Origin of the sequence: Bradyrhizobium sp. NDS-1 (assembly GCF_032918005.1) — a bacterium.
Classification (GTDB): domain Bacteria; phylum Pseudomonadota; class Alphaproteobacteria; order Rhizobiales; family Xanthobacteraceae; genus Bradyrhizobium; species Bradyrhizobium tunisiense.
The window spans coordinates 745848-763962 of the sequence record NZ_CP136628.1 but is presented as its reverse complement, the minus strand read 5'-3'; the positions used below and the strand labels follow the sequence as shown (position 1 = coordinate 763962).

The 18115-nt window shown below is 64.7% G+C and carries 18 protein-coding genes; 9 read left to right on the top strand and 9 right to left on the bottom strand.

Annotated elements, in window-relative coordinates:
* Positions 1–107 precede the first annotated feature (107 nt).
* The 3 genes from RX330_RS03555 to RX330_RS03545 form a co-directional block, all read right to left on the bottom strand.
* A complete protein-coding gene (locus RX330_RS03555) occupies positions 108–347 on the bottom strand; it encodes a PilZ domain-containing protein (RefSeq protein WP_212079640.1) in 240 nt (79 codons plus the stop codon).
* 83 nt (positions 348–430) lie between these two features.
* On the bottom strand, positions 431–2134 hold the full coding sequence (locus RX330_RS03550; RefSeq protein WP_317242094.1) for an FMN-binding glutamate synthase family protein: 1704 nt from the start codon (positions 2132–2134) through the stop codon (positions 431–433).
* Positions 2135–2560: 426 nt separating this feature from the next.
* Positions 2561–3334 (bottom strand): ferredoxin--NADP reductase, encoded by a 774-nt coding sequence (locus RX330_RS03545; RefSeq protein ID WP_317242093.1) that lies wholly within the window; start codon positions 3332–3334, stop codon positions 2561–2563.
* A gap of 371 nt (positions 3335–3705) precedes the next feature.
* Between RX330_RS03545 and RX330_RS03540 the strand changes: the two genes are divergently transcribed.
* From RX330_RS03540 to RX330_RS03515, 6 genes are all read left to right on the top strand, one after another.
* Positions 3706–4509 carry a RimK family alpha-L-glutamate ligase gene (locus RX330_RS03540; protein ID WP_317242092.1) on the top strand — a complete coding sequence of 268 codons (804 nt, stop codon included), beginning with the start codon at positions 3706–3708 and terminating at the stop codon, positions 4507–4509.
* 207 nt (positions 4510–4716) lie between these two features.
* Positions 4717–5718: an NADP-dependent oxidoreductase gene (locus RX330_RS03535; protein WP_212079636.1), complete on the top strand. Its 1002-nt coding sequence runs from the start codon at positions 4717–4719 to the stop codon at positions 5716–5718.
* A gap of 145 nt (positions 5719–5863) precedes the next feature.
* Positions 5864–6688 (top strand): cysteine rich repeat-containing protein, encoded by an 825-nt coding sequence (locus RX330_RS03530; RefSeq protein WP_317242091.1) that lies wholly within the window; start codon positions 5864–5866, stop codon positions 6686–6688.
* A 129-nt stretch (positions 6689–6817) separates the two neighbouring features.
* Entirely contained in the window at positions 6818–7033 is a 216-nt protein-coding gene (locus RX330_RS03525) for a hypothetical protein (protein WP_212079634.1), read from the top strand.
* A gap of 191 nt (positions 7034–7224) precedes the next feature.
* Positions 7225–8364, top strand: a complete 1140-nt coding sequence (locus RX330_RS03520) for an FAD-dependent monooxygenase (RefSeq protein WP_317242090.1) — start codon at positions 7225–7227, stop codon at positions 8362–8364.
* Positions 8361–9974 carry a benzoate-CoA ligase family protein gene (locus RX330_RS03515; RefSeq protein ID WP_317242089.1) on the top strand — a complete coding sequence of 538 codons (1614 nt, stop codon included), beginning with the start codon at positions 8361–8363 and terminating at the stop codon, positions 9972–9974. Before RX330_RS03520 ends, RX330_RS03515 begins: the two co-directional genes overlap by 4 nt.
* A gap of 193 nt (positions 9975–10167) precedes the next feature.
* Here the strand turns inward: RX330_RS03515 and RX330_RS03510 are convergent, their stop codons facing one another.
* Together RX330_RS03510 and maiA are read right to left on the bottom strand one after the other, a co-directional pair.
* Complete coding sequence (locus RX330_RS03510) at positions 10168–10680, bottom strand: MarR family winged helix-turn-helix transcriptional regulator (RefSeq protein WP_317242088.1); 513 nt, start codon at positions 10678–10680, stop codon at positions 10168–10170.
* Positions 10670–11302: a maleylacetoacetate isomerase gene (maiA, locus tag RX330_RS03505; protein ID WP_317244053.1), complete on the bottom strand. Its 633-nt coding sequence runs from the start codon at positions 11300–11302 to the stop codon at positions 10670–10672. Before maiA ends, RX330_RS03510 begins: the two co-directional genes overlap by 11 nt.
* A gap of 142 nt (positions 11303–11444) precedes the next feature.
* On the opposite strand from maiA, the gene gtdA reads away from it, so the two are divergent.
* Positions 11445–12485 carry a gentisate 1,2-dioxygenase gene (gene gtdA, locus RX330_RS03500; protein WP_317242087.1) on the top strand — a complete coding sequence of 347 codons (1041 nt, stop codon included), beginning with the start codon at positions 11445–11447 and terminating at the stop codon, positions 12483–12485.
* Positions 12486–12595: 110 nt separating this feature from the next.
* Here the strand turns inward: gtdA and RX330_RS03495 are convergent, their stop codons facing one another.
* The 4 genes from RX330_RS03495 to RX330_RS03480 form a co-directional block, all read right to left on the bottom strand.
* Positions 12596–13414: an ABC transporter permease gene (locus RX330_RS03495; RefSeq protein ID WP_317242086.1), complete on the bottom strand. Its 819-nt coding sequence runs from the start codon at positions 13412–13414 to the stop codon at positions 12596–12598.
* Positions 13407–14180 (bottom strand): ABC transporter ATP-binding protein, encoded by a 774-nt coding sequence (locus RX330_RS03490; protein WP_317242085.1) that lies wholly within the window; start codon positions 14178–14180, stop codon positions 13407–13409. Before RX330_RS03490 ends, RX330_RS03495 begins: the two co-directional genes overlap by 8 nt.
* A 187-nt stretch (positions 14181–14367) precedes the next feature.
* Positions 14368–15372, bottom strand: coding sequence for an ABC transporter substrate-binding protein (locus RX330_RS03485; RefSeq protein WP_317242084.1), 1005 nt, complete (start codon positions 15370–15372; stop codon positions 14368–14370).
* Positions 15373–15407: 35 nt separating this feature from the next.
* On the bottom strand, positions 15408–16772 hold the full coding sequence (locus tag RX330_RS03480; RefSeq protein ID WP_317242083.1) for an FAD-dependent oxidoreductase: 1365 nt from the start codon (positions 16770–16772) through the stop codon (positions 15408–15410).
* Positions 16773–16883: 111 nt separating this feature from the next.
* Between RX330_RS03480 and RX330_RS03475 the strand changes: the two genes are divergently transcribed.
* The gene (locus tag RX330_RS03475; protein ID WP_317242082.1) at positions 16884–17768 is read left to right on the top strand and encodes a LysR family transcriptional regulator; all 885 of its coding nucleotides are present in this window, start codon (positions 16884–16886) and stop codon (positions 17766–17768) included.
* Positions 17769–17831: 63 nt separating this feature from the next.
* Entirely contained in the window at positions 17832–18104 is a 273-nt protein-coding gene (locus tag RX330_RS03470; RefSeq protein ID WP_317242081.1) for a hypothetical protein, read from the top strand.
* The last annotated feature ends 11 nt before the right edge of the window (positions 18105–18115 follow it).

The window sequence follows — 18115 nt, the reverse complement described above, 5'->3', positions numbered from 1 at the left end:
TAGCGCGAATGCGTACGCAGGTGTGGCGGATGTTGCCGCGTCCGCTCCGCTTCGCTTGTCCGGGACGACAGTTGGTGCTTGCAGCACGCGCTCGCGCCGAACAACCCTCACCCGAACCTCACCCCGATCCGCTTCTCCTTGCGCCAGGCCACGGTGCAGGACCGATGCGTTCCGTCGGCCTGGAGAAACAGGGTGAAATGATCGGGGATGCCGACCGGGCTGGTGACGTCGAGCGCGGCACCGGTGTCGGACAGGTTGCGGACGGTACAGTCGATCGCGCCGCCGCCGAACTCGATCGTTCCGGCCTTCAGCACGCGATGCCTCGCCTTGTCGCGCCGTTCGTCCATGGGCACAACCTACACCCAAAGTTGAAGCAAACGTTAAACACAGCCCCGCTTGCGGAGAATTTCCCCGCCGGCCGGGGCGACGGTCACAGCGCCGGCTGGAACGTGTCTGCCTGTGCCATCCGCCAGGCGTCGCGGAAGCGCGGATCTTCCGTGCCTTCGAGCAGCTCGCCCGGGCGCAGCGCCGGATAGAGCTGCGCGAAGGACTGCACGTGGGTGGTCGACGTCCGTTGGCTGAAATGGATCGGGCGCAGTTGCTGCGGATGTTCGAGGCCGGCGGCGGCAATCAGCTCGGTGAGCGAATGCAGCGTCGCGTGGTGATAATTGTGCACGCGGTCGATCTTGAGCGGCACGTAGAGCGCGCGCGCGCGCGACGGGTCCTGGGTCGCGACCCCGGTCGGACAGCGGTCGGTGTGGCAGCTCAGCGACTGGATGCAGCCGAGCGAGAACATGAAGCCGCGCGCCGAGTTGCAATAGTCGGCGCCGATCGCCATCGCCCGTGCCATGTCGAAGGCGGTCGCGATCTTGCCGGAGGCGCCGACCTTGATGCGGTCGCGCGCATTGATGCCGATCAGCGCGTTGTGGACGAAATTGACGCCCTCGCGCATCGGCATGCCGAGATGGTCCATGAACTCCAGCGGCGCGGCGCCGGTGCCGCCCTCATTGCCGTCGACGACGATGAAATCGGGATAGATGCCGGTCTGAAGCATCGCCTTGCAGATCGCCAGGAATTCCCAGGTATGGCCGATGCACAGCTTGAAGCCGGCCGGCTTGCCGCCGGAAAGGCGGCGCATCTCGGCGATGAACTGCATCATGCCAACCGGCGTGGAGAAGGCGCGGTGCGAGGCGGGCGAGATGCAGTCCTCACCCATCGCGACGCCGCGGATCTTGGAGATTTCCTCCGAGACTTTCGCGGCCGGCAGCACGCCGCCATGGCCGGGCTTGGCACCCTGGCTGACCTTCAGCTCGACCATCTTGATCTGGTCGTCGCCGGCCACGCGCGCGAACGCTTCCGGATCGAAGGTGCCGTCGAGATGGCGGCAGCCGAAATAGCCGGAGCCGATTTCCCAGATGATGTCGCCGCCCATCTCGCGATGATAGGGGCTGACGCCGCCCTCGCCGGTGTCGTGCGCGAAGCCGCCCTTCTTTGCGCCGGCATTGAGAGCACGCACGGCGTTGGCGCTGAGCGCGCCAAAGCTCATCGCGGAGATGTTGAACACCGATGCCGAATAGGGCTTCTTGCAGTCGGGGCCGCCGATGCCGATGCGGAACTTCTCTTGTGCATGCGTCTTCGGCGAGGCCGAGTGATGCATCCACTCGTAGCCCTGGCGGTAGACGTCCTCCTGGGTGCCGAATGGACGCTTGTCGAGCTCCATCTTGGCGCGCTGATAGACCACCGCGCGGGTGTCGCGCGAGAACGGCATGCCGTCCTTCTCGCTCTCGAAGAAGTATTGCCGCATCTCGGGGCGGATCTCTTCGAGCAGGAAGCGGATATGCGCCGAAATCGGATAGTTGCGCAGCACCGCGTGGCTCTTCTGCAGGAGATCGCGAACGCCGAGCAGCGTCAGCGCGCCGAAGATCAGGATCGGGATCAGCAGGATGTCGAAGATCTTGCGGTCGGCGATGCCGATGCCGATCAACAGCGCGGTGACGACCGCGCAGATCGTCAGCACGATGAAGCGCGGCGAAAATGGCAGCAGCAGGGTTTCCATGATCCCCTCTTCCGCCAGCGGCAGGCGTTTGGGGGATGAGTGTTGGGAGGATACCTGCGTCTTGTCGTCGTCGGCCACGATTCCGATCCTCTCGCCAGCATGAGGCGGCACGATACGCCCGCGCCTGTCATACGGATATGACGCGGCCCTTGTTTCAGGCTAGCGAATTCGGCCGAGACAAATCAATCGGCCGGCGGGCGGGTGCGGTGCAGCAAAGAGGTGGGACGGAAGAGACGGCCGGGCCACGGGCGCCTTAATGGGCTGCGCGAGGGCCACACCGCATCCCCCAAGGGCTCAGCTATCGTCCCGGGCGAGCGTCAGCGCAGACCCGGGACCCAACTACAGGATTTTGTGATGAGAGAAAGCCGTCTCTCCGAGTCTTCGCCTAACCACGGCCTGTGGCTATGGGTCCCGGATCGGCGCGCGCGTGGCGCGCTTGTCCGGGACGACGACTGAGGCGAAGGGCTAGCAGTCCAGTACGACGGAGAGCTTCGCGAACCGGGCTTACCGCTCGACGAAGGCCTTCTCGATCACGAAATGGCCGGGCTTGTTGCCGCTTCCCTCGATGAAGTCGCGGCCTTCGAACATCAGCTTCAGCTCTTCCAGCATCGCCGGGCTGCCGCACATCATGACGCGGTCGGTGGCGATGTCGAGCGGGCCCTGGCCGATGTCGTTGAAGATCTGCTCGGAGCTGATGAGGTCGGTGATGCGGCCGCGATTCCTGAACGGCTCTCGGGTCACGGTCGGATAGTAGATGAGCTTGTCCGCGAGCAGCTCGCCGAACAGCTCGTCTTCGCGCAAGGACGCGACCAGCTTCTCGCCATAGGCGAGCTCCGAGACCTGGCGGCAGCCGTGCACCAGCACGATGGATTCGAACTGGTCATAGACCTCGGGGTCCTTGATCAGGCTCGCGAAGGGCGCAAGGCCCGTCCCCGTCGAGAGCAGCATCAGCCGCTTGCCGGGGATGAGATTGTCGGTGATCAGCGTGCCGGTCGCCTTGCGGCCGACGAGGATGGTGTCGCCTTCCTTGATCTTCTGCAGGCGCGAGGTCAGCGGTCCGTCCTGCACCTTGATCGAGAAGAACTCGAGCTCTTCCTCGTGGTTGGCGCTCGCCATGCTGTAGGCGCGCAGCAGCGGACGGCCGTCGACTTCGAGGCCGATCATCGCGAACTGGCCGTTCTGGAAGCGGAAGCCGGTATCGCGCGTGGCGCGGAAGCTGAACAGCGTGTCGGTCCAGTGCTGGACGGACAGAACCTTCTCTCGGTAAAACGCGCTCATGATTTTCGCTATTCCGAATAATTGCGGTTTTTCGGGCAACAGCGTTGCCCGGCCCTGAAAACGGGGCGGACACCATTGCCATGGCGGAGGATTTCGCGTGTGTGATCTACGCCATTGAGACCAATAATCAACCTCGTTTCGGATGCAATTGATGCCGATCAAACCGGCATTTGCGATGGAATTGGCCGCGTTATCAATGAATCTGCTGCCTGCCCCGCCCGGAGGGCAATTTCTTTTCCCTCCGGGGCGGGATTGCAGCACTTAATTTCCGTGGCGCTCGCGAGAATTTCATTAAGAATAGCTCTGATTTTCCCCCGCGTTCGGCGCCAATGCCCGCATTTTTGCGGCTTTCGGCGACAGGAACAACAGACATGGCAAGCGGCGAGCGAATCTTCGTTCAGGCGATCAGACGCTATTGTGCGGACCACGGCATCGCCGTCGATGTTCGCGCCGACGGCTGGCTGATCGCAATGCGCCGCGGCCGAACGCGCCATTTCGCGTTCGGCTACGACATCGGCCTCAACAGCGCCATCGCGCACCGCCTCGCCAGCGACAAGTCCGCGACATCAGAGGCATTGGCGCTGGCGGACGTGCCCTGCATTCCCCATCAGCTCTTTCTCAATCCGAAGCTCGGCAGGAATGTCGTTGGCGTCGGCTGGCGGGATGCAATGCTCCAACTGTTCCACGACCATTCGCAAGGCGTGGTGGTGAAGCCGAACGAGGGGACATCAGGACGCTCGGTGTTCAGGGTGACGACGGAGGCGGAGCTCGACCACGCCGTTGCCGAGGTCTTCTCGATGAGCGCCGGGCTCGTGATCTCGCCCTATCTGCCGATCGAGGACGAGGTCCGTGTCGTGCTGCTCGAGGATGTGCCCCTCGTCGTCTACAGCAAGCAGCGTGGCATCGACTGGCGACACAATCTCGATGCCGGCGCAAAGCCGGACTTGCTGGAGGACGGCAAGGATCGCGCGGCTTGCGTGAAGCTCGCTATCGATGCTGCGCGCGCCATCGGCATTGTCTTCGCCTCAATCGACCTTGTCCGTGTCGATGGCGAGTGGCGCGTGCTGGAAATCAATTCCGGCGTGATGATGGAGGCGCTGGGCAGGCTGCATCCGGAACTGGTGCAAGCGACATACGATGCGGCGCTGGACCGGGTGTTTGGACAGACAAGCTGAGGCACAGACTTCGACGGCGATCTCTGACGATCGCCTTGCGCGATTCAAGACAGTAGCCGATCGGGCGGCGCGATCGCGTTGGCAGGATGTTCCCGTTGTGAAATGGAACGCTGCGATCTAGCCTTCGGACAGCGCACAACGAATGCGGCCTGCGACGTGAATCTGCGGCGGGCATCAACAATCAAGATAATCGAAGAAGGAAACGCCATGAGCGGCAACATCAATCGCCAGATTCTGCTGGTGGAAAAGCCCAGCGGCAAGCTCGGTCCCGAACATTTCAAGATGGTCGAGGGCGCGATGCCGGAGCCGAAAGACGGCGAGGCCCTGCTGCGCGTGCGCTACATCTCGCTCGACGCGGCCAACCGCGCCTGGATGCATGGCGCGACCTACCGCTCCGCAGTCGAGGCCAACAGCGTGATGGCCGGTGGCGCCATTGCCGAGGTCGTCAGCTCGAAGGCGCCGGATCTGGCCGCCGGCGACATCGTGTTCGGCGACACCGGCTGGCAGGAATTTGCCGCCGTGGCTGCAAAGCATCTCACCAAGATGCCGAAGCTCGAGCCAATGACGCACCTGCTCAGCGTGTTCGGCATCGCCGGCCTCACCGCATATTTCGGCCTGCTGGAGATCGGCAAGCCCAGGGAGGGCGAGACGGTCGTGGTCTCCGCGGCCGCAGGCTCGGTCGGCTCGATCGTCGGACAGATCGCCAAGATCAAGGGATGCCGCGTGGTCGGCATCGCCGGCGGCGCGGACAAATGCAACTGGCTGACCTCCACGCTCGGCTTCGATGCCGCCGTGGACTACAAGGACGGCGCGGTGTTCAAGGCGTTGCGCGCAGCGGCGCCGAAAGGCATCGACGTTTATTTCGACAATGTCGGCGGCGACATTCTGGAGGCCTGCCTGCCACAGATGAACAATTACGGCCGCATCGCCTGCTGCGGCGCGATCTCGCAATATGACGGCGCGCCTGCCGCACATGGCCCGCGCGGCGTGCCCGGCCTGATCGTGGTGAAGCGGCTCGTCATGCAGGGCTTCATCGTGATGGACTACATGAAGGACAGCGAGCGCGCACTCGCCGATCTCCAGGCCTGGGTGAAATCCGGCAAGCTCAAGGTGCAGGAGGACATTCTCGACGGCCTCGAGAACACACCGAAAGCACTGATCGGATTGCTTGCTGGCGAGAACCGCGGCAAGCGCATGGTCAAGCTCTGACGGCGCAATTGCACTGGCATAATTGACTTGCGGGTGGCGCCAAAGCGGCGAATGATGCCGCATGCGAGGCGCCACTCGCGACAATTGCGATTGCACTGCATTTTAGAGAATCATCGGCGCTACCGATGGGGCGGGAAATCATCAGATGTTCAACACGTTGAAGCATGCATCGGCGCGCACGGCGTTGCTGGCGACGGCGCTTTTCGCAACTGCAACGGGAGCGCTCGCGCAGACCGAGGCGCAGAAGAGCGCCATCCGGTCCGCATGCCGCTCGGACTTCATGGCGCATTGCTCGAGCGTGACGCCCGGCGGAGTGGAGGCGGTTCAATGCCTCGCCAAGAACATGTCGAGCCTGTCGTCGGGGTGCCAGGCTGCGGTTCGCGCGGTCGAGCCGGCTGCAGCGCCGAAGACCGAAGCGGCGCCCGCCAAATCCGAGCCGGCCAAATCCGAGCCGGCCAAAACGGAAGCGGCGCCCGCCGCCGAGCCGGCGGCCAAGCCGGCTGCAGCGGCCGCGCCCAAGCCAGCAGCAGCAAAGCAGCCGAGCCCCGCGCAGGTTTCGGCGATCAAGAGCGCCTGCCGCGGGGACTATCCGAAGGTCTGCGCCAGTGTGCCGCCCGGCGGCGCGCCCGCGATCGAATGCCTGGAGAAGAACAAGGCGAAGGTGTCGGCCGGTTGCGCCAAGGCCGTGGACGCGGCTTTCGGTGGCGGAGCGGCGGCGACGGCGCCCGCTTCGGGTGCTGCACCGGCCGCCGCGGCGGCGCCTGCCGCGGCACCGGCCGCCATCGTGCTGCGGCCATTGCTCCCGCGCGAAGAGCTGTTCATCGCGCGGTCGGCTTGCGGCGCCGACATCCGCACCCTCTGCGCCGGCGTGGCGCCCGGCGGCGGCCGGATCATCCAATGCATTTCCAACCGGGCGGCATCGCTCTCGCCGGCCTGCAGGGACGTGCTTGCGCCGTTCGCGGCGAGGTAAGACGAAGCGGATGATGGACGTCCGCAGCACGGAGATGAATTGCGACGTGCGCGATCGGATGCTCGCACGCTGACACGGATAATTTTCTTCAGGCGCAGTTTCGACCACGACAAGCCCAGGGAGAACAACATGCGTTCATTGCTGCTCGTTGCTTCTGCGTTCCTCGCCTTCGCAGCCACCATGACCTTCGAGGCCGCCGATGCCAACGCGGTGGTGTGCGCCCGCGGCGTCGTTCGCGCCGGCTGCGCCGGGCCGAACGCGGCCGTCGTGGTTCGCAAGCCGGTTCCGGTGGTCCGCTGCACCAGGGTGCTGGTGAACGGGGTCTATGTGAAGCGCTGCGTCTGATGCGCGAATAGCCAAGCCGACGCGGTTTGGCTATGATTCCGGCCTGACGGTTCGGATGCGCGCAAAACGTGTGTCCGAATGATGAGTTTCGGCGGGCCGGCGCCCGGCGGATAATTCCGCTGGCGCAGGACGCCGGAGCACATTAGTCTACCCCTAGATAGTAAGTATACTGTCAATTAGGGAGGCAGACGTTGCGGATCGCCGTGATTGGCGGGGGGCCCGGTGGGCTCTACTTCGCCTATCTCTGGAAGAAGCGTCACCCTGAGGATCAGGTCGACCTGTTCGAACAGAACCCGGCCGACGCGACCTGGGGCTTTGGCGTCGTGTTCTCCGATCAGGCCCTTGAATTCCTGCGCGCCGACGACCCCGAAACCGTCGATGCGATCGCGCCGCATATGGAGAGCTGGGAGAACATCACGCTGAACCTCGGCGGCGACAGCGTCGCCATCGACGGGGTCGGCTTCTCCTCGATCGGGCGGCTCGAGCTCCTGAGATTCCTGCAGCAGCGCGCGCTCGACGTCGGCGTCACGCCGCGCTTCGATACGCCGGTCCACGCCATCGACCAGCTCAACGGGCACGATCTGATCGTCGCCGCGGACGGGCTGAACTCGCTGGTGCGCCGCGCCTATGAGGGCGATTTCGGCACCTCGCTGTCCTACTCCTCCAACAAGTTCGTCTGGTACGGCACCTCGAAGCGGTTCGACACGCTGTCGCAGACCTTCGTGAAGACCGACCGCGGCGCCTTCAACGCCCATCATTACCGCTACTCGCCGGCCATGAGCACCTTCCTGGTCGAATGCGACCATGCAACCTGGCAGGCCTACGGCTTCGCCTACAAGGACGTCGAGCAGTCCAAGGGCGTCTGCGAGGAGGTATTCGCCGATACGCTCGGCGGCCATTGCCTCGTCTCCAACAAATCGGTCTGGCGCAACTTTCCCTGGGTCTGGAACGAGCACTGGTCGTTCAAGAACATGGTGCTGCTCGGCGACGCCCTGCATTCCGCGCATTTCTCGATCGGTTCGGGCACGCGGCTTGCGATCGAGGACGCCATTGCGTTGGTCAAGGCGCTGGAATCGGATGCGCATCTTGCCACCGCCCTGCATCGCTACCAGGCCGCGCGAAAACCGGTGGTGCAGAAGCTCGTCAATGCCGCTCGCACCAGCGCGTTCTGGTACGAGCATTTCGCACAGCACATGCAGCTCGACTTGATGGACTTCGCCTACAGCTACATCACCCGCTCCGGCCGTATCGACGATTCCCGGCTGCGCGCGATGTCGCCGGGCTTCATGGCCCGCTACGAGGCGGCCAGGAACGGCGGAGACGAGGCATGAGCAACGAGATTCGCGACCAGGTGCCCGCCGACAGCGAGGGGGCTCGCGAGATCGGCTTTGCCGTTCCGCAAACCTACAACGCCAGCCGCGTGCTGTTCGACAATCTCGCCAAGGGCCGCGGCGACAAGATCGCGCTGTTGGGTCCCGCGGGCACGCGGACCTATGCGCAGCTCTGCGCGGAGGCTTGCCGCTGGGGCAACGGCTTTGCATCACTCGGCCTCACGCGCGGCGACCGCGTGCTCTTGTTCCTGGACGACACCCCGGCCTATCCGGCCGCCTTCTTCGGGGCGGTGCGCGCCGGCTTCGTGCCGCTCCTGATCAACACGCTGACGCCGCCGGATCTGCTGCAATTCTATCTCGCCGATTCCGGCGCGAACGTTGCCGTGGCGGATGCCGAGTTCTGCGCGCGCTTCGACCTGGAAGCCTGCAAGGACACCGGTCTGCGCACGCTGATCGTCGTCAATGGCGAGGTGCGCGATCATGCGGCACCGAAAGCGGTTGCGGCGGCAAACTGGCTCGCTCAGTTCCCGGCCGAGTTGGCCGAAGCGCCCACGCACCGCGACGAGATGGCGTTCTGGATGTATTCCTCGGGGTCGACCGGACGGCCCAAGGGCATCGTGCATCTCCAGCACGACATGGCCTATAGCGAAGCCGCCTTTGCGCAGAGCGTGCTGAAGCTGACGCCTGACGACATCTGCTTTTCCGTACCGAAAATCTTCTTCGCCTACGGCTTCGGCAATTCCGTTACTTTCCCGTTCTCTGCGGGCGCGGCGACACTGCTGCTTCCGGGCCAGCCGAAGCCCGCCTCGATCTTTGCCGCGATCGCGCAGTACAGACCGACGGTCTTCTTCGGCCTGCCGACGCTCTATACGTCGCTGACCAAGGCTGACGGCGCAGACAAGACCGACTTCTCGTCATTGCGCATGGCGCTTTCCGCCGCCGAGGTGCTCTCGGCCGAGGTCTTCAACGGCTGGAAGACGCTCACCGGCCTCGAGATCGTCGAAGGCCTCGGCTCGACCGAGGTGCTGCACATCTATCTCTCGAACCGGCCCGAGCGGAAGAAGCTCGGCGCGGCAGGCCTGCGCGTCCCCGGCTACGAGGTCGCGCTCCGCGACAAGGACGGCCGCGACGTCGCCGACAACGAGGAAGGCATCTTGTGGGTGCGCGGCGATTCCAACACGCCGCTGTACTGGAACCGGCCGGACAAATCCGCCGAGACCATCCGCGAGGGAGGGTGGATCTACACCGGCGATCGTTTCGTCCGCGATGCCGATGGCTTCCACTTCTTCCGCGGCCGCGCCGATGATCTCATCAAGATCTCGGGTCAGTGGGTCTATCCGCTCGAGGTCGAGCTCTGCCTCGCCGACCACCCCGAGATCCGCGAATGCGCGGTGTTCGCCGCCGAGCTGCCGGACCGCCGCATGACGCTGAAGGCGGTCGTGGTGATGAACAACCGCACCGTTAACCCGGGTGACGCGACGCGGCGGCTGCAGGACTATGTGAAGGGCAAGCTGCTGCCCTACAAATATCCGCGCGAGGTGATCTTCACCGACGAGCTGCCGAAAACCGGCACGGGGAAGATCGATCGGCAGGCGTTGTTGAGGATGTGAGGGGACGGCGCCACCACAGTCTCGGTGTCGTCCCCGCGAACGCGGGGACCCACACGCCGCAGCGGTGGTTGTCGCGCGAGATGATCATTGCCTTTCTTCGCCAAACTATTGCTGCGGCGGATGGGTCCCGGATCTGCGCTTCGCTTGTCCGGGACTACAGTTGAACTCTGCGCTGTTGTCGTGGCGCCGCCCCTCACCCCGCCTTGCCCAGATGCTCCAGCGCATCTTCCGCCCGCAACGGCACGCGTGAGGCCTCGTTGTTGAGATCGACGAGCTGCACGAGCAGACCCATCAGCGTCTTGCGGTCTGCCGGCTTCAGCGGCTCCAGCATGCGCGCCTGGGCGCGCTCGACGGCGGGGATGATCTCGCGCAGGATCGCCGCGCCCGCCTTCGTCAGGTAGAGCAGCTTGATCCGCTTGTCCTCGGGCGCAGGCCTGCGCTCGACAAAATCCTTGGCTTGTAGCCGCTCGATCACGCTGCCGAGCGTCGAGCGGTCGAAGGCGATCACCGCCGACAGCCGCGTCGCGTCGATGCCGGGGTGGGTGTGGATCGCGATCAGCGCCGCATATTGCACCGGCGTCAGGTCGAACGCCTTGCACTCCTCCATGAAGATCGAGACCGCGATCTGCTGCATGCGCCGGAACAGATAGCCCGGCGCGGCATAGACTGCGTCGATCGTGATCGGAGCGGACGGCTTACTCGGCATCGGGCTGCTTCTCTGGTGCGGCTTCGATGAAGGCCGGCAGCGCCTTGGCGGCGGCTTCCGCCTTCAGCAGGCGCGGATAGGCGGAGACGTCGACACCGAAGCGGCGCGCATTGGCGAGCTGCGGCACGAGGCAGAGATCAGCCAGCGTCGGCGCATCGCCGAAACAGAACGGACCCGGCTCGTCCTTGATCAGCGTTTCGCAGGCCGACAGCCCCTCGCGGTTGACCCACGCCGCCCAGTCCTGGACCTTCTCCTCGGGCAGACCGAGTTCGCGCAGCCGCGCCAGCACCTTCAGGTTCTGCACCGGATGGGTGTCGCAGGCGATCGCCAGCGCAAACGCCCGCACCTTGGCGCGCTGCAGCGGATCCTTCGGCAGCAGCGGCGGATTGGGGTGCGTCTCGTCGAGCCATTCGATGATCGCCACCGATTGGGTCAGCACTGTCCCCGCATCGCTCTCCAACGCCGGCACCAGGCCTTGCGGGTTGATGGCGAGATAGGCGGGCGCGCATTGCTCGCCCTTGCGAAGATGATGCGGCAGATGCTCGGCGCCGAGACCTTTGAGATTCAGCGCGATCCGCACGCGATAAGCGGCGCTGGAGCGGAAATAGCCGTGCAGCTTCATCGAGACCTCCCTTGTTCCGTCCATTCCGGGGCTCGCGAAGCAGGAGCCCGGAATGACGACGACCTTGTATGTCGTTCCCTACGTTGACGCTACCTAGATCGTCAGTATACTGTCAATCAACAAACGATCGGGAGCAGCAACCATGGAAGCCGTGACCAAGACGCCGGAACGCGAGGCGTTCTACAGGAAGATCGACGGCGAAAACCTCACCGCGCTATGGACGGTGATGAGCGACCTGATCACGCCGGAGCCCAAGAGCGCCTGCCGCCCGCACCTCTGGAAGTTCGAAATCATCCGCGACTACATGGTTGAAGCCGGCAAGCTCATCACCGCCAAGGAGGCCGAGCGGCGCGTGCTGGTGCTGGAGAACCCGGGCCTGCGTGGGCAATCCAAGATCACAACGTCGCTCTATGCCGGCGTGCAGATGGTGGTGCCGGGCGACGTCGCGCCGGCGCATCGCCACAGCCAGTCCGCACTGCGCTTCGTGCTTGAAGGTAAAGGAGCACACACCGCCGTCGACGGCGAGCGCACCGCGATGGAGCCCGGTGATTTCATCATCACGCCATCGATGACATGGCACGATCATTCCAACGAGACCGGCGAGCCGATGTTCTGGCTCGACGGCCTCGACATCCCCTTGGTGCAGTTCCTCGACTGCTCCTTCGCGGAAGGCTCGAAAGAGGACCAGCAGAAGATCACAAAACCCGCGGGCGACAGCTTTGCGCGCTACGGCCACAATCTCTTGCCGGTCGACGTGAAGCGTTCGTCGAAGACCTCGCCGATCTTCAGCTATCCCTATGCCTACACGCGTGAAGCGCTGGAGAAGGCGAGGACGAGCCAGGAATGGGACGCCTGCCACGGGCTGAAGCTGAAGTTCAGCAATCCCGAGACCGGCGATTTCGCGATGCCGACGATCGGCACCTTCATCCAGCTGCTGCCGAAGGGATTTAAGACCGCGCGTTATCGCGCGACGGATGCGACGGTGTTCTGCCCGATCGAGGGCCGCGGCCGCAGCCGCATCGGCGATACCGTCTTCGAATGGGGCACGCGCGATTTGTTCGTGGTGCCGAGCTGGCACTGGGTCACACACGAGGCCGAGGACGACGCCGTGCTGTTCAGTTTCTCGGACCGGCCGGTCCAGCAGAAGCTGGATCTGTTCCGGGAGGACAGAGGCAACGCATGATGCTCTCGTAGGGTGGGCAAAGGCGCCCTTGCGCCGTGCCCGCGTCTTCGCGACTCATGAGGCGGCGGGCAGGCTCGCGCTTTGCCCACCACGGCAGCGGTGAATTTTGGCTACCGCCAGTGCAACAGCCGCGTCTCCAGCCAGCCGATCACCTTGCCGATCGCGAGCCCGAACACCGACAGGATCACCACGCCCGCGAGCAGCTGATCGGTCTGCATCAGATTGCCGGCCTGGAGCACGAAGGCGCCGATGCCGTATTGGGCGCCGATCATCTCGGCACTGACGACGAGCAAGAGCGCGACCGATGCCGTGATGCGGAAGCCGGCGAGGATCGCGGGCAGTGCGCCAGGCCAGATCACCTTGCGCACGATGGTCGCGAACGGCACGTTGAAGCTCTGCGCCATGCGGATCAGGTTGCGCGGCACCGCGTCGACGCCGCTATAGACCGAGATCGCGGTCGAGAAGAACACCCCGAGGGCAATGGTCGCGACCTTCGGCTCTTCGCCGATGCCGAGCCAGAGTATCAGAAGCGGCAGCAGCGCGATCTTCGGGATCGGGAACAGCGCCGAGATGAAAGTGATACCGACGCTGCGCGCGAGCCGCGACAAGCCGATGGCGAAGCCGACGGCGACGCCCGCCGCTGTCCCCAGCAGCCAGCCGATGCCGATACGCAGCAGCGACGCCGACAGATGCTGCCAGAGCGCGCCCGAGATCGCGAGCTGGTAGATCGCGCGCGCGATCGCCGATGGTGTCGGCAGAAACAATGAATTGACGAGGCCGGCGCTGCCGGCCGCCTGCCAGATCGCGATGACGAGGGCGAGCGCGATCCAGCCGCCGAACCGGCTCGACGCCGGCACGAAGCCGGCGCCGCGAAAGCGGACGCGCCGCGTCGTCTCGTCCTTCGCAGGTGTCCCAGCACGGTCAAGCATGCTGGACCTCGCGCTCGGCATCGATGGCCTCGTTGCGGATCAGCGACCAGATCTGGTTCTGCAGCGCCAGCAGCTTCTCGCGCACCGCAGCTTCGGCGCGCGCGGCCCGTGACATCGGCACGGCCACTACCTCGCGGATACGGCCGGGCCGCCGCGACAGCACCACGATACGGTCTGCAAGCCGCGCCGCCTCTTCGAGATTGTGGGTGACATACACCGCGCCCATGCCGCCATCGGCGAGCAGGCGGACGAAATCCTCCATCAAGAGTTCGCGGGTCTGCGAATCCAGCGCCGACAGCGGCTCATCCATCAAGAGGATGGCGGGCTTGACCGCGAGCGCGCGCGAAATGCCGACGCGCTGGCGCATGCCGCCGGAAAGCTGCTTGGGATAGGCTTTGCGGAAATCAGTCAGCGTCGTGCGGCGCAAGGCGTCCTCGACCAGCGCGCGGCGCTGCGCGGCCGAAAGCTGGGTATGCAGCAGCGGAAATTCGACGTTCTCCTCGACCGTAGCCCAGGGCAGCAGCGCAAAATCCTGGAACACGAAGGTCAGCGGATTGAGACTGTCCGCCGGCGGCGCGCCGCGCAGCTCGGGCGCGCCGGAGGTCGGCTGCAACAGTCCGCCGAGGATCGACAGCAGCGTGCTCTTGCCGCAGCCGGAAGGCCCCACGATCGCCACCACCTCGCCGGCGCTGACGGTGAAGGAGACGTTGTCGAGCACGGCAAGCTCGCCGAAGCGATGGGTGATGTGGTTGGCGATCAGGTCCATTCGGCATCTCCCGGTCTCACCCCGTCATCCTGAGGTGCGAGCGTTGCGATGCTCAGGCATCGCGACGGGAGCCTCGAAGGATGAGTGGCCCCGCTGCATCCGGGCCGTGCATCCTTCGAGGCGCGACTTGCGGAAGACCACAAATCGCGCACCTCAGGATGACGGGGATGGTTGGGAGCCAGTGACATCAATCCGCCTTCACATAGTCCTTGGCGATGATCGCATCCGCGTCAAAGCCCTTGTCGACGAAGCCCTGCTCCTGGAGCCATTTGATCTGGTTGTCGACGTTCTTCACGTCGAGTTTGCCATCGGGATCGATATAGGCGCAGTTGCCGACCACCTGCTCGACCGGCAGATTGGTGTACTTGGCGATGATTTCCAGCAGCGGCTTCGTCTTGTCGTTGATGGGCGCAACGCCGTCCTTCATCGCGGCGAGGATGACGTCGTGATATTCGCGGTCCGCCTTGGCGAGCGCGCCGAGCAGTTTCGTCACCAGCGCCTTGTTGGCCAGCGTCTTCGGCGAGGCGAACACCGCGCCCAATTGCCAGGGCGTCTCGTCACCAACCCACCCCAGGAATTTCGCGCCGCCCTCGTCCATCAGTTTTCGCGCCGTGGAGATCGGCAGCAGTGCCGCATCGACGGTCTCGCCCTTCAGTGCAGCCGCCGCATTCGACAGCGATTGCAACGGCACGATCTTCACCTCAGCGAGCTTGAAGCCGTATTTGTCGGCGAGCAGGCCGAGCGAATAGTGGAAGCTCGACCCGACCTGGGTCATCGCCACGCGCTTGCCGGCGAGATCCTTCGGCGTCTTCAACCCGGCCGCGTAGGCGTTGTTGCTGGCAAAATAGCCGATCAGGGGATAGCCGGCCTTCTCGCGGCTCATGCCGCCGATCACCTTCAGCGTGCCCTTGCCGGCGAGATTGTAGAGACCCGCGGTGAAGGCGGTGATGCCGAAATCGACATCGCCCGAGGTCGTCGCGACCGCGATCGGCTGCGCCGCGTCGAAGAATTTCAGCTCGACCTCGAGGCCGGCCTCGCGGAAATAGCCCTTGTCCTGCGCAATGAAAACCGGCGCAGAGGAGGACAGGCGCAACACGCCGATCCTGGCCTTGAGCGCGTCTTCGGCCCGGGCCGTGCCCACCGCCATAATCGCCAAAAGACTGGCTACCGCAAGCCGCGCAATCCCGATCATCCCGTTCCTCCCTCGTCGTTTCTCTCAGCAGTCCGTTAGAGGCCCTCAGGGGCCGGTTGATCCCGGCCGATGAAGGCGCCCTGTTGTTTCAACGTTTCCTGCAATTTTTCAACGGGGATGTCACGCGGGATCCGATTTCCGGACAGCGCCAGCGCCGCGGCGGAACCGGCCGCCTCCCCCATCACGAAACAGGCACCGGATACCCGGGCGGCCGACTGGCCCTCATGGGTCATCGAGGCACAGCGGCCGGCGACCAGGAGATTGTCGACGCCTTCGGGCACCAGCATCCGGTACGGCAGCTCGTTATAGCCGCGCGAGTCCGGGATCGGCGGGAAGGTGAAGACGACGTCACCGGGAACGTGGGCCTCGATCGGCCAACCATTGACGCCGATGGAATCGGTAAAGGAGGCGCAGCCGAGCACGTCCTCGCCGCTGAGCTGGTAGCCGCCCTTGATGCGGCGGGTCTCGCGGATGCCGAGCTGCGGCGGCAAATCGACGATGTAGGATTTTTCGAAGCCCGGCACGGTGCGCAGGAATTCGAACGCGGCAAGCGCCTGCTTGCGGCCCTCGATCTCGCCGCGGGTGAGATCGTCGGGCTCGACGCCGTTGATGGCGTGGCCATCCGCGCGCGCGACCTGCGTGAAGTTCACCCGCCATTCGATGCCGGATTTCTGCGGTCGCACGATCGCGCTTTTCCGTGGAAATTGATGCGTGCCGGCCGCGATGGCTTTCTCCATCAATTGCGGGATGGTCCGCCACGCTTCGCCCGCCTTCTCAGGATCGATGCCGTTGAGGCGGAGCATCATCGAAGGGTACAGCGGATGGCCATGCTGGTCGCCGATTTCGAACGGCGCGCCGGCCCAGACCGCGAGATCGCCGTCGCCGGAGCAATCGATGAATATCTCCGATCGCACCGCTCGCCGGCCGGCCTTGGTCTCGACCATCAGCGCGTCGATGCGGCGTTCGTTCCCCATCACCACGCCAGCGCCAAGCGCATGGAAGAGAATGTGCACATTGTGACTGGCGAGCAGCTCGTCGGCCGCGATCTTGTAGGCTGCGGTGTCATAGGCCTGGGCAAAGACCTTGCCAAGGATCAGATGCGGCGTGTTGAGGCCGCCCAGCCGATCGATGCGCGCCAGGAACTCCGAGGCCATGCCTTGCACCAGCCGGCGATGCTCGCCGTAGACATTGCCATGCAGGCCACAGAAATTGGTGACACCGGCCGCAGTGCCCATACCGCCGAGGAAGCCGTAGCGCTCGATCAGCAGCGTCTTTCGCCCAGCGCGCGCGGCTGAAGCCGCCGCGACGATGCCGGCCGGGCCGCCGCCGAGCACGACCACTTCGTACTCGCCATAAAGCGGCACCTGGCGTGCCGGTTCTTCGATCGTCGTGGCCCGCATGGCACGTCCCTTCCCGAACTCTCTTGCTTGGGTGCGACTATGAATTAACGCGAGGCGGGCTACAATCCGTCAAAATAGGCGATCAGCTTTCGCGAATCGAGAAAGGTCAAAATGGACATCCTCGTGAATCTCCAGGCCTTCCTCGCCACTGCAGACGCGACCGGCTTCTCGGCTGCTGCGCGAAAGCTCAACGTTTCGACCTCGGTCGTCGCCAAGCGCGTCACGCAGTTGGAAGCACGGATCGGCACGCCGCTGTTTCACCGCTCGACCCGGCAGTTGCGGCTCACCGAAGCCGGCCAGCGCTACGTGCATCGCGCGCGCGGGGTGGTGACCGACGCGACCGACCTGCTCTCGCGCATGGGCGAGAAAGGCCACGATCTCGTCGATCACTTGCGCATCAAGGCGCCGACCTCGCTGACGGTGGCACGGCTCGCCGATGCCTTCAGTGCGTTCCAGACCCAGAACCCGAAGCTCAAGCTCGATATCGTGCTGATCGATCGCCCGGTCGATCCCGTGACCGAGGGCTTCGACATCGCCATCGGCGCTTTCCCGCATTCGTTTGGCGGCGTGGTCGACGAGCCGCTCTGCGCGCTGAAGCGGCTGCTCTGCGCCTCGCCCGCCTATCTGAAGAAACATGGCACGCCAAAGCATCCGCGCGACCTCGTCGAGCATCGTTGCCTCAGTTTTCTGCCGACAGGCCCGGAGTGGATTTTCGACGGGCCGCGCGGCCGTATCAGCATCCAGGTCAGCCCGCTACTCTCCTCGAACGAGGGGCACGTGCTGGCGCGCAGCGCCATCGCCGGCAACGGCATCGCGTTGATCTCGCATTATCTCGTGGCGGATGCCTTGCGGGACGGCAGGCTGAAGCCGGTGCTACGCGACTTTCCGGTTCCGGAATTGTGGGTGAAGGCTGCGATCCCCGAGCGGCGCCGCAACGCAGCGGCTGTACAGGCGCTGCTGACACTGCTGAAAACATCACTGACGCCGTCGCTATAGGCGGCGGCGCTATCCCAGGATGGCGGTTGCTCTCCGACAATGGACCTGAGAGAAGGGGCCGCCATGGATTCGATTGTCATGAAACCTGCCCTGCCTGCCTTGATTGCTCTCGCGATCTCCGCCACCACCGCCGCAGCCGTGGAGCAGAACTGCCGCTTCATCCAAGCCAAGCCCGATCGCGAGGCCTGCTACAAGCGGCAGGAGGAAGAGCTCGCCGCGAAGCGCAAGCCGCCCGCACCCACGAACGATGGCACCACACTCGAAACGCTGCGCCAGATGCGGCAGGACGACGACGCCGTCTATCGCAGCATCAACAACATCTGCCGCGGCTGCTGAGCGGCCGGCTC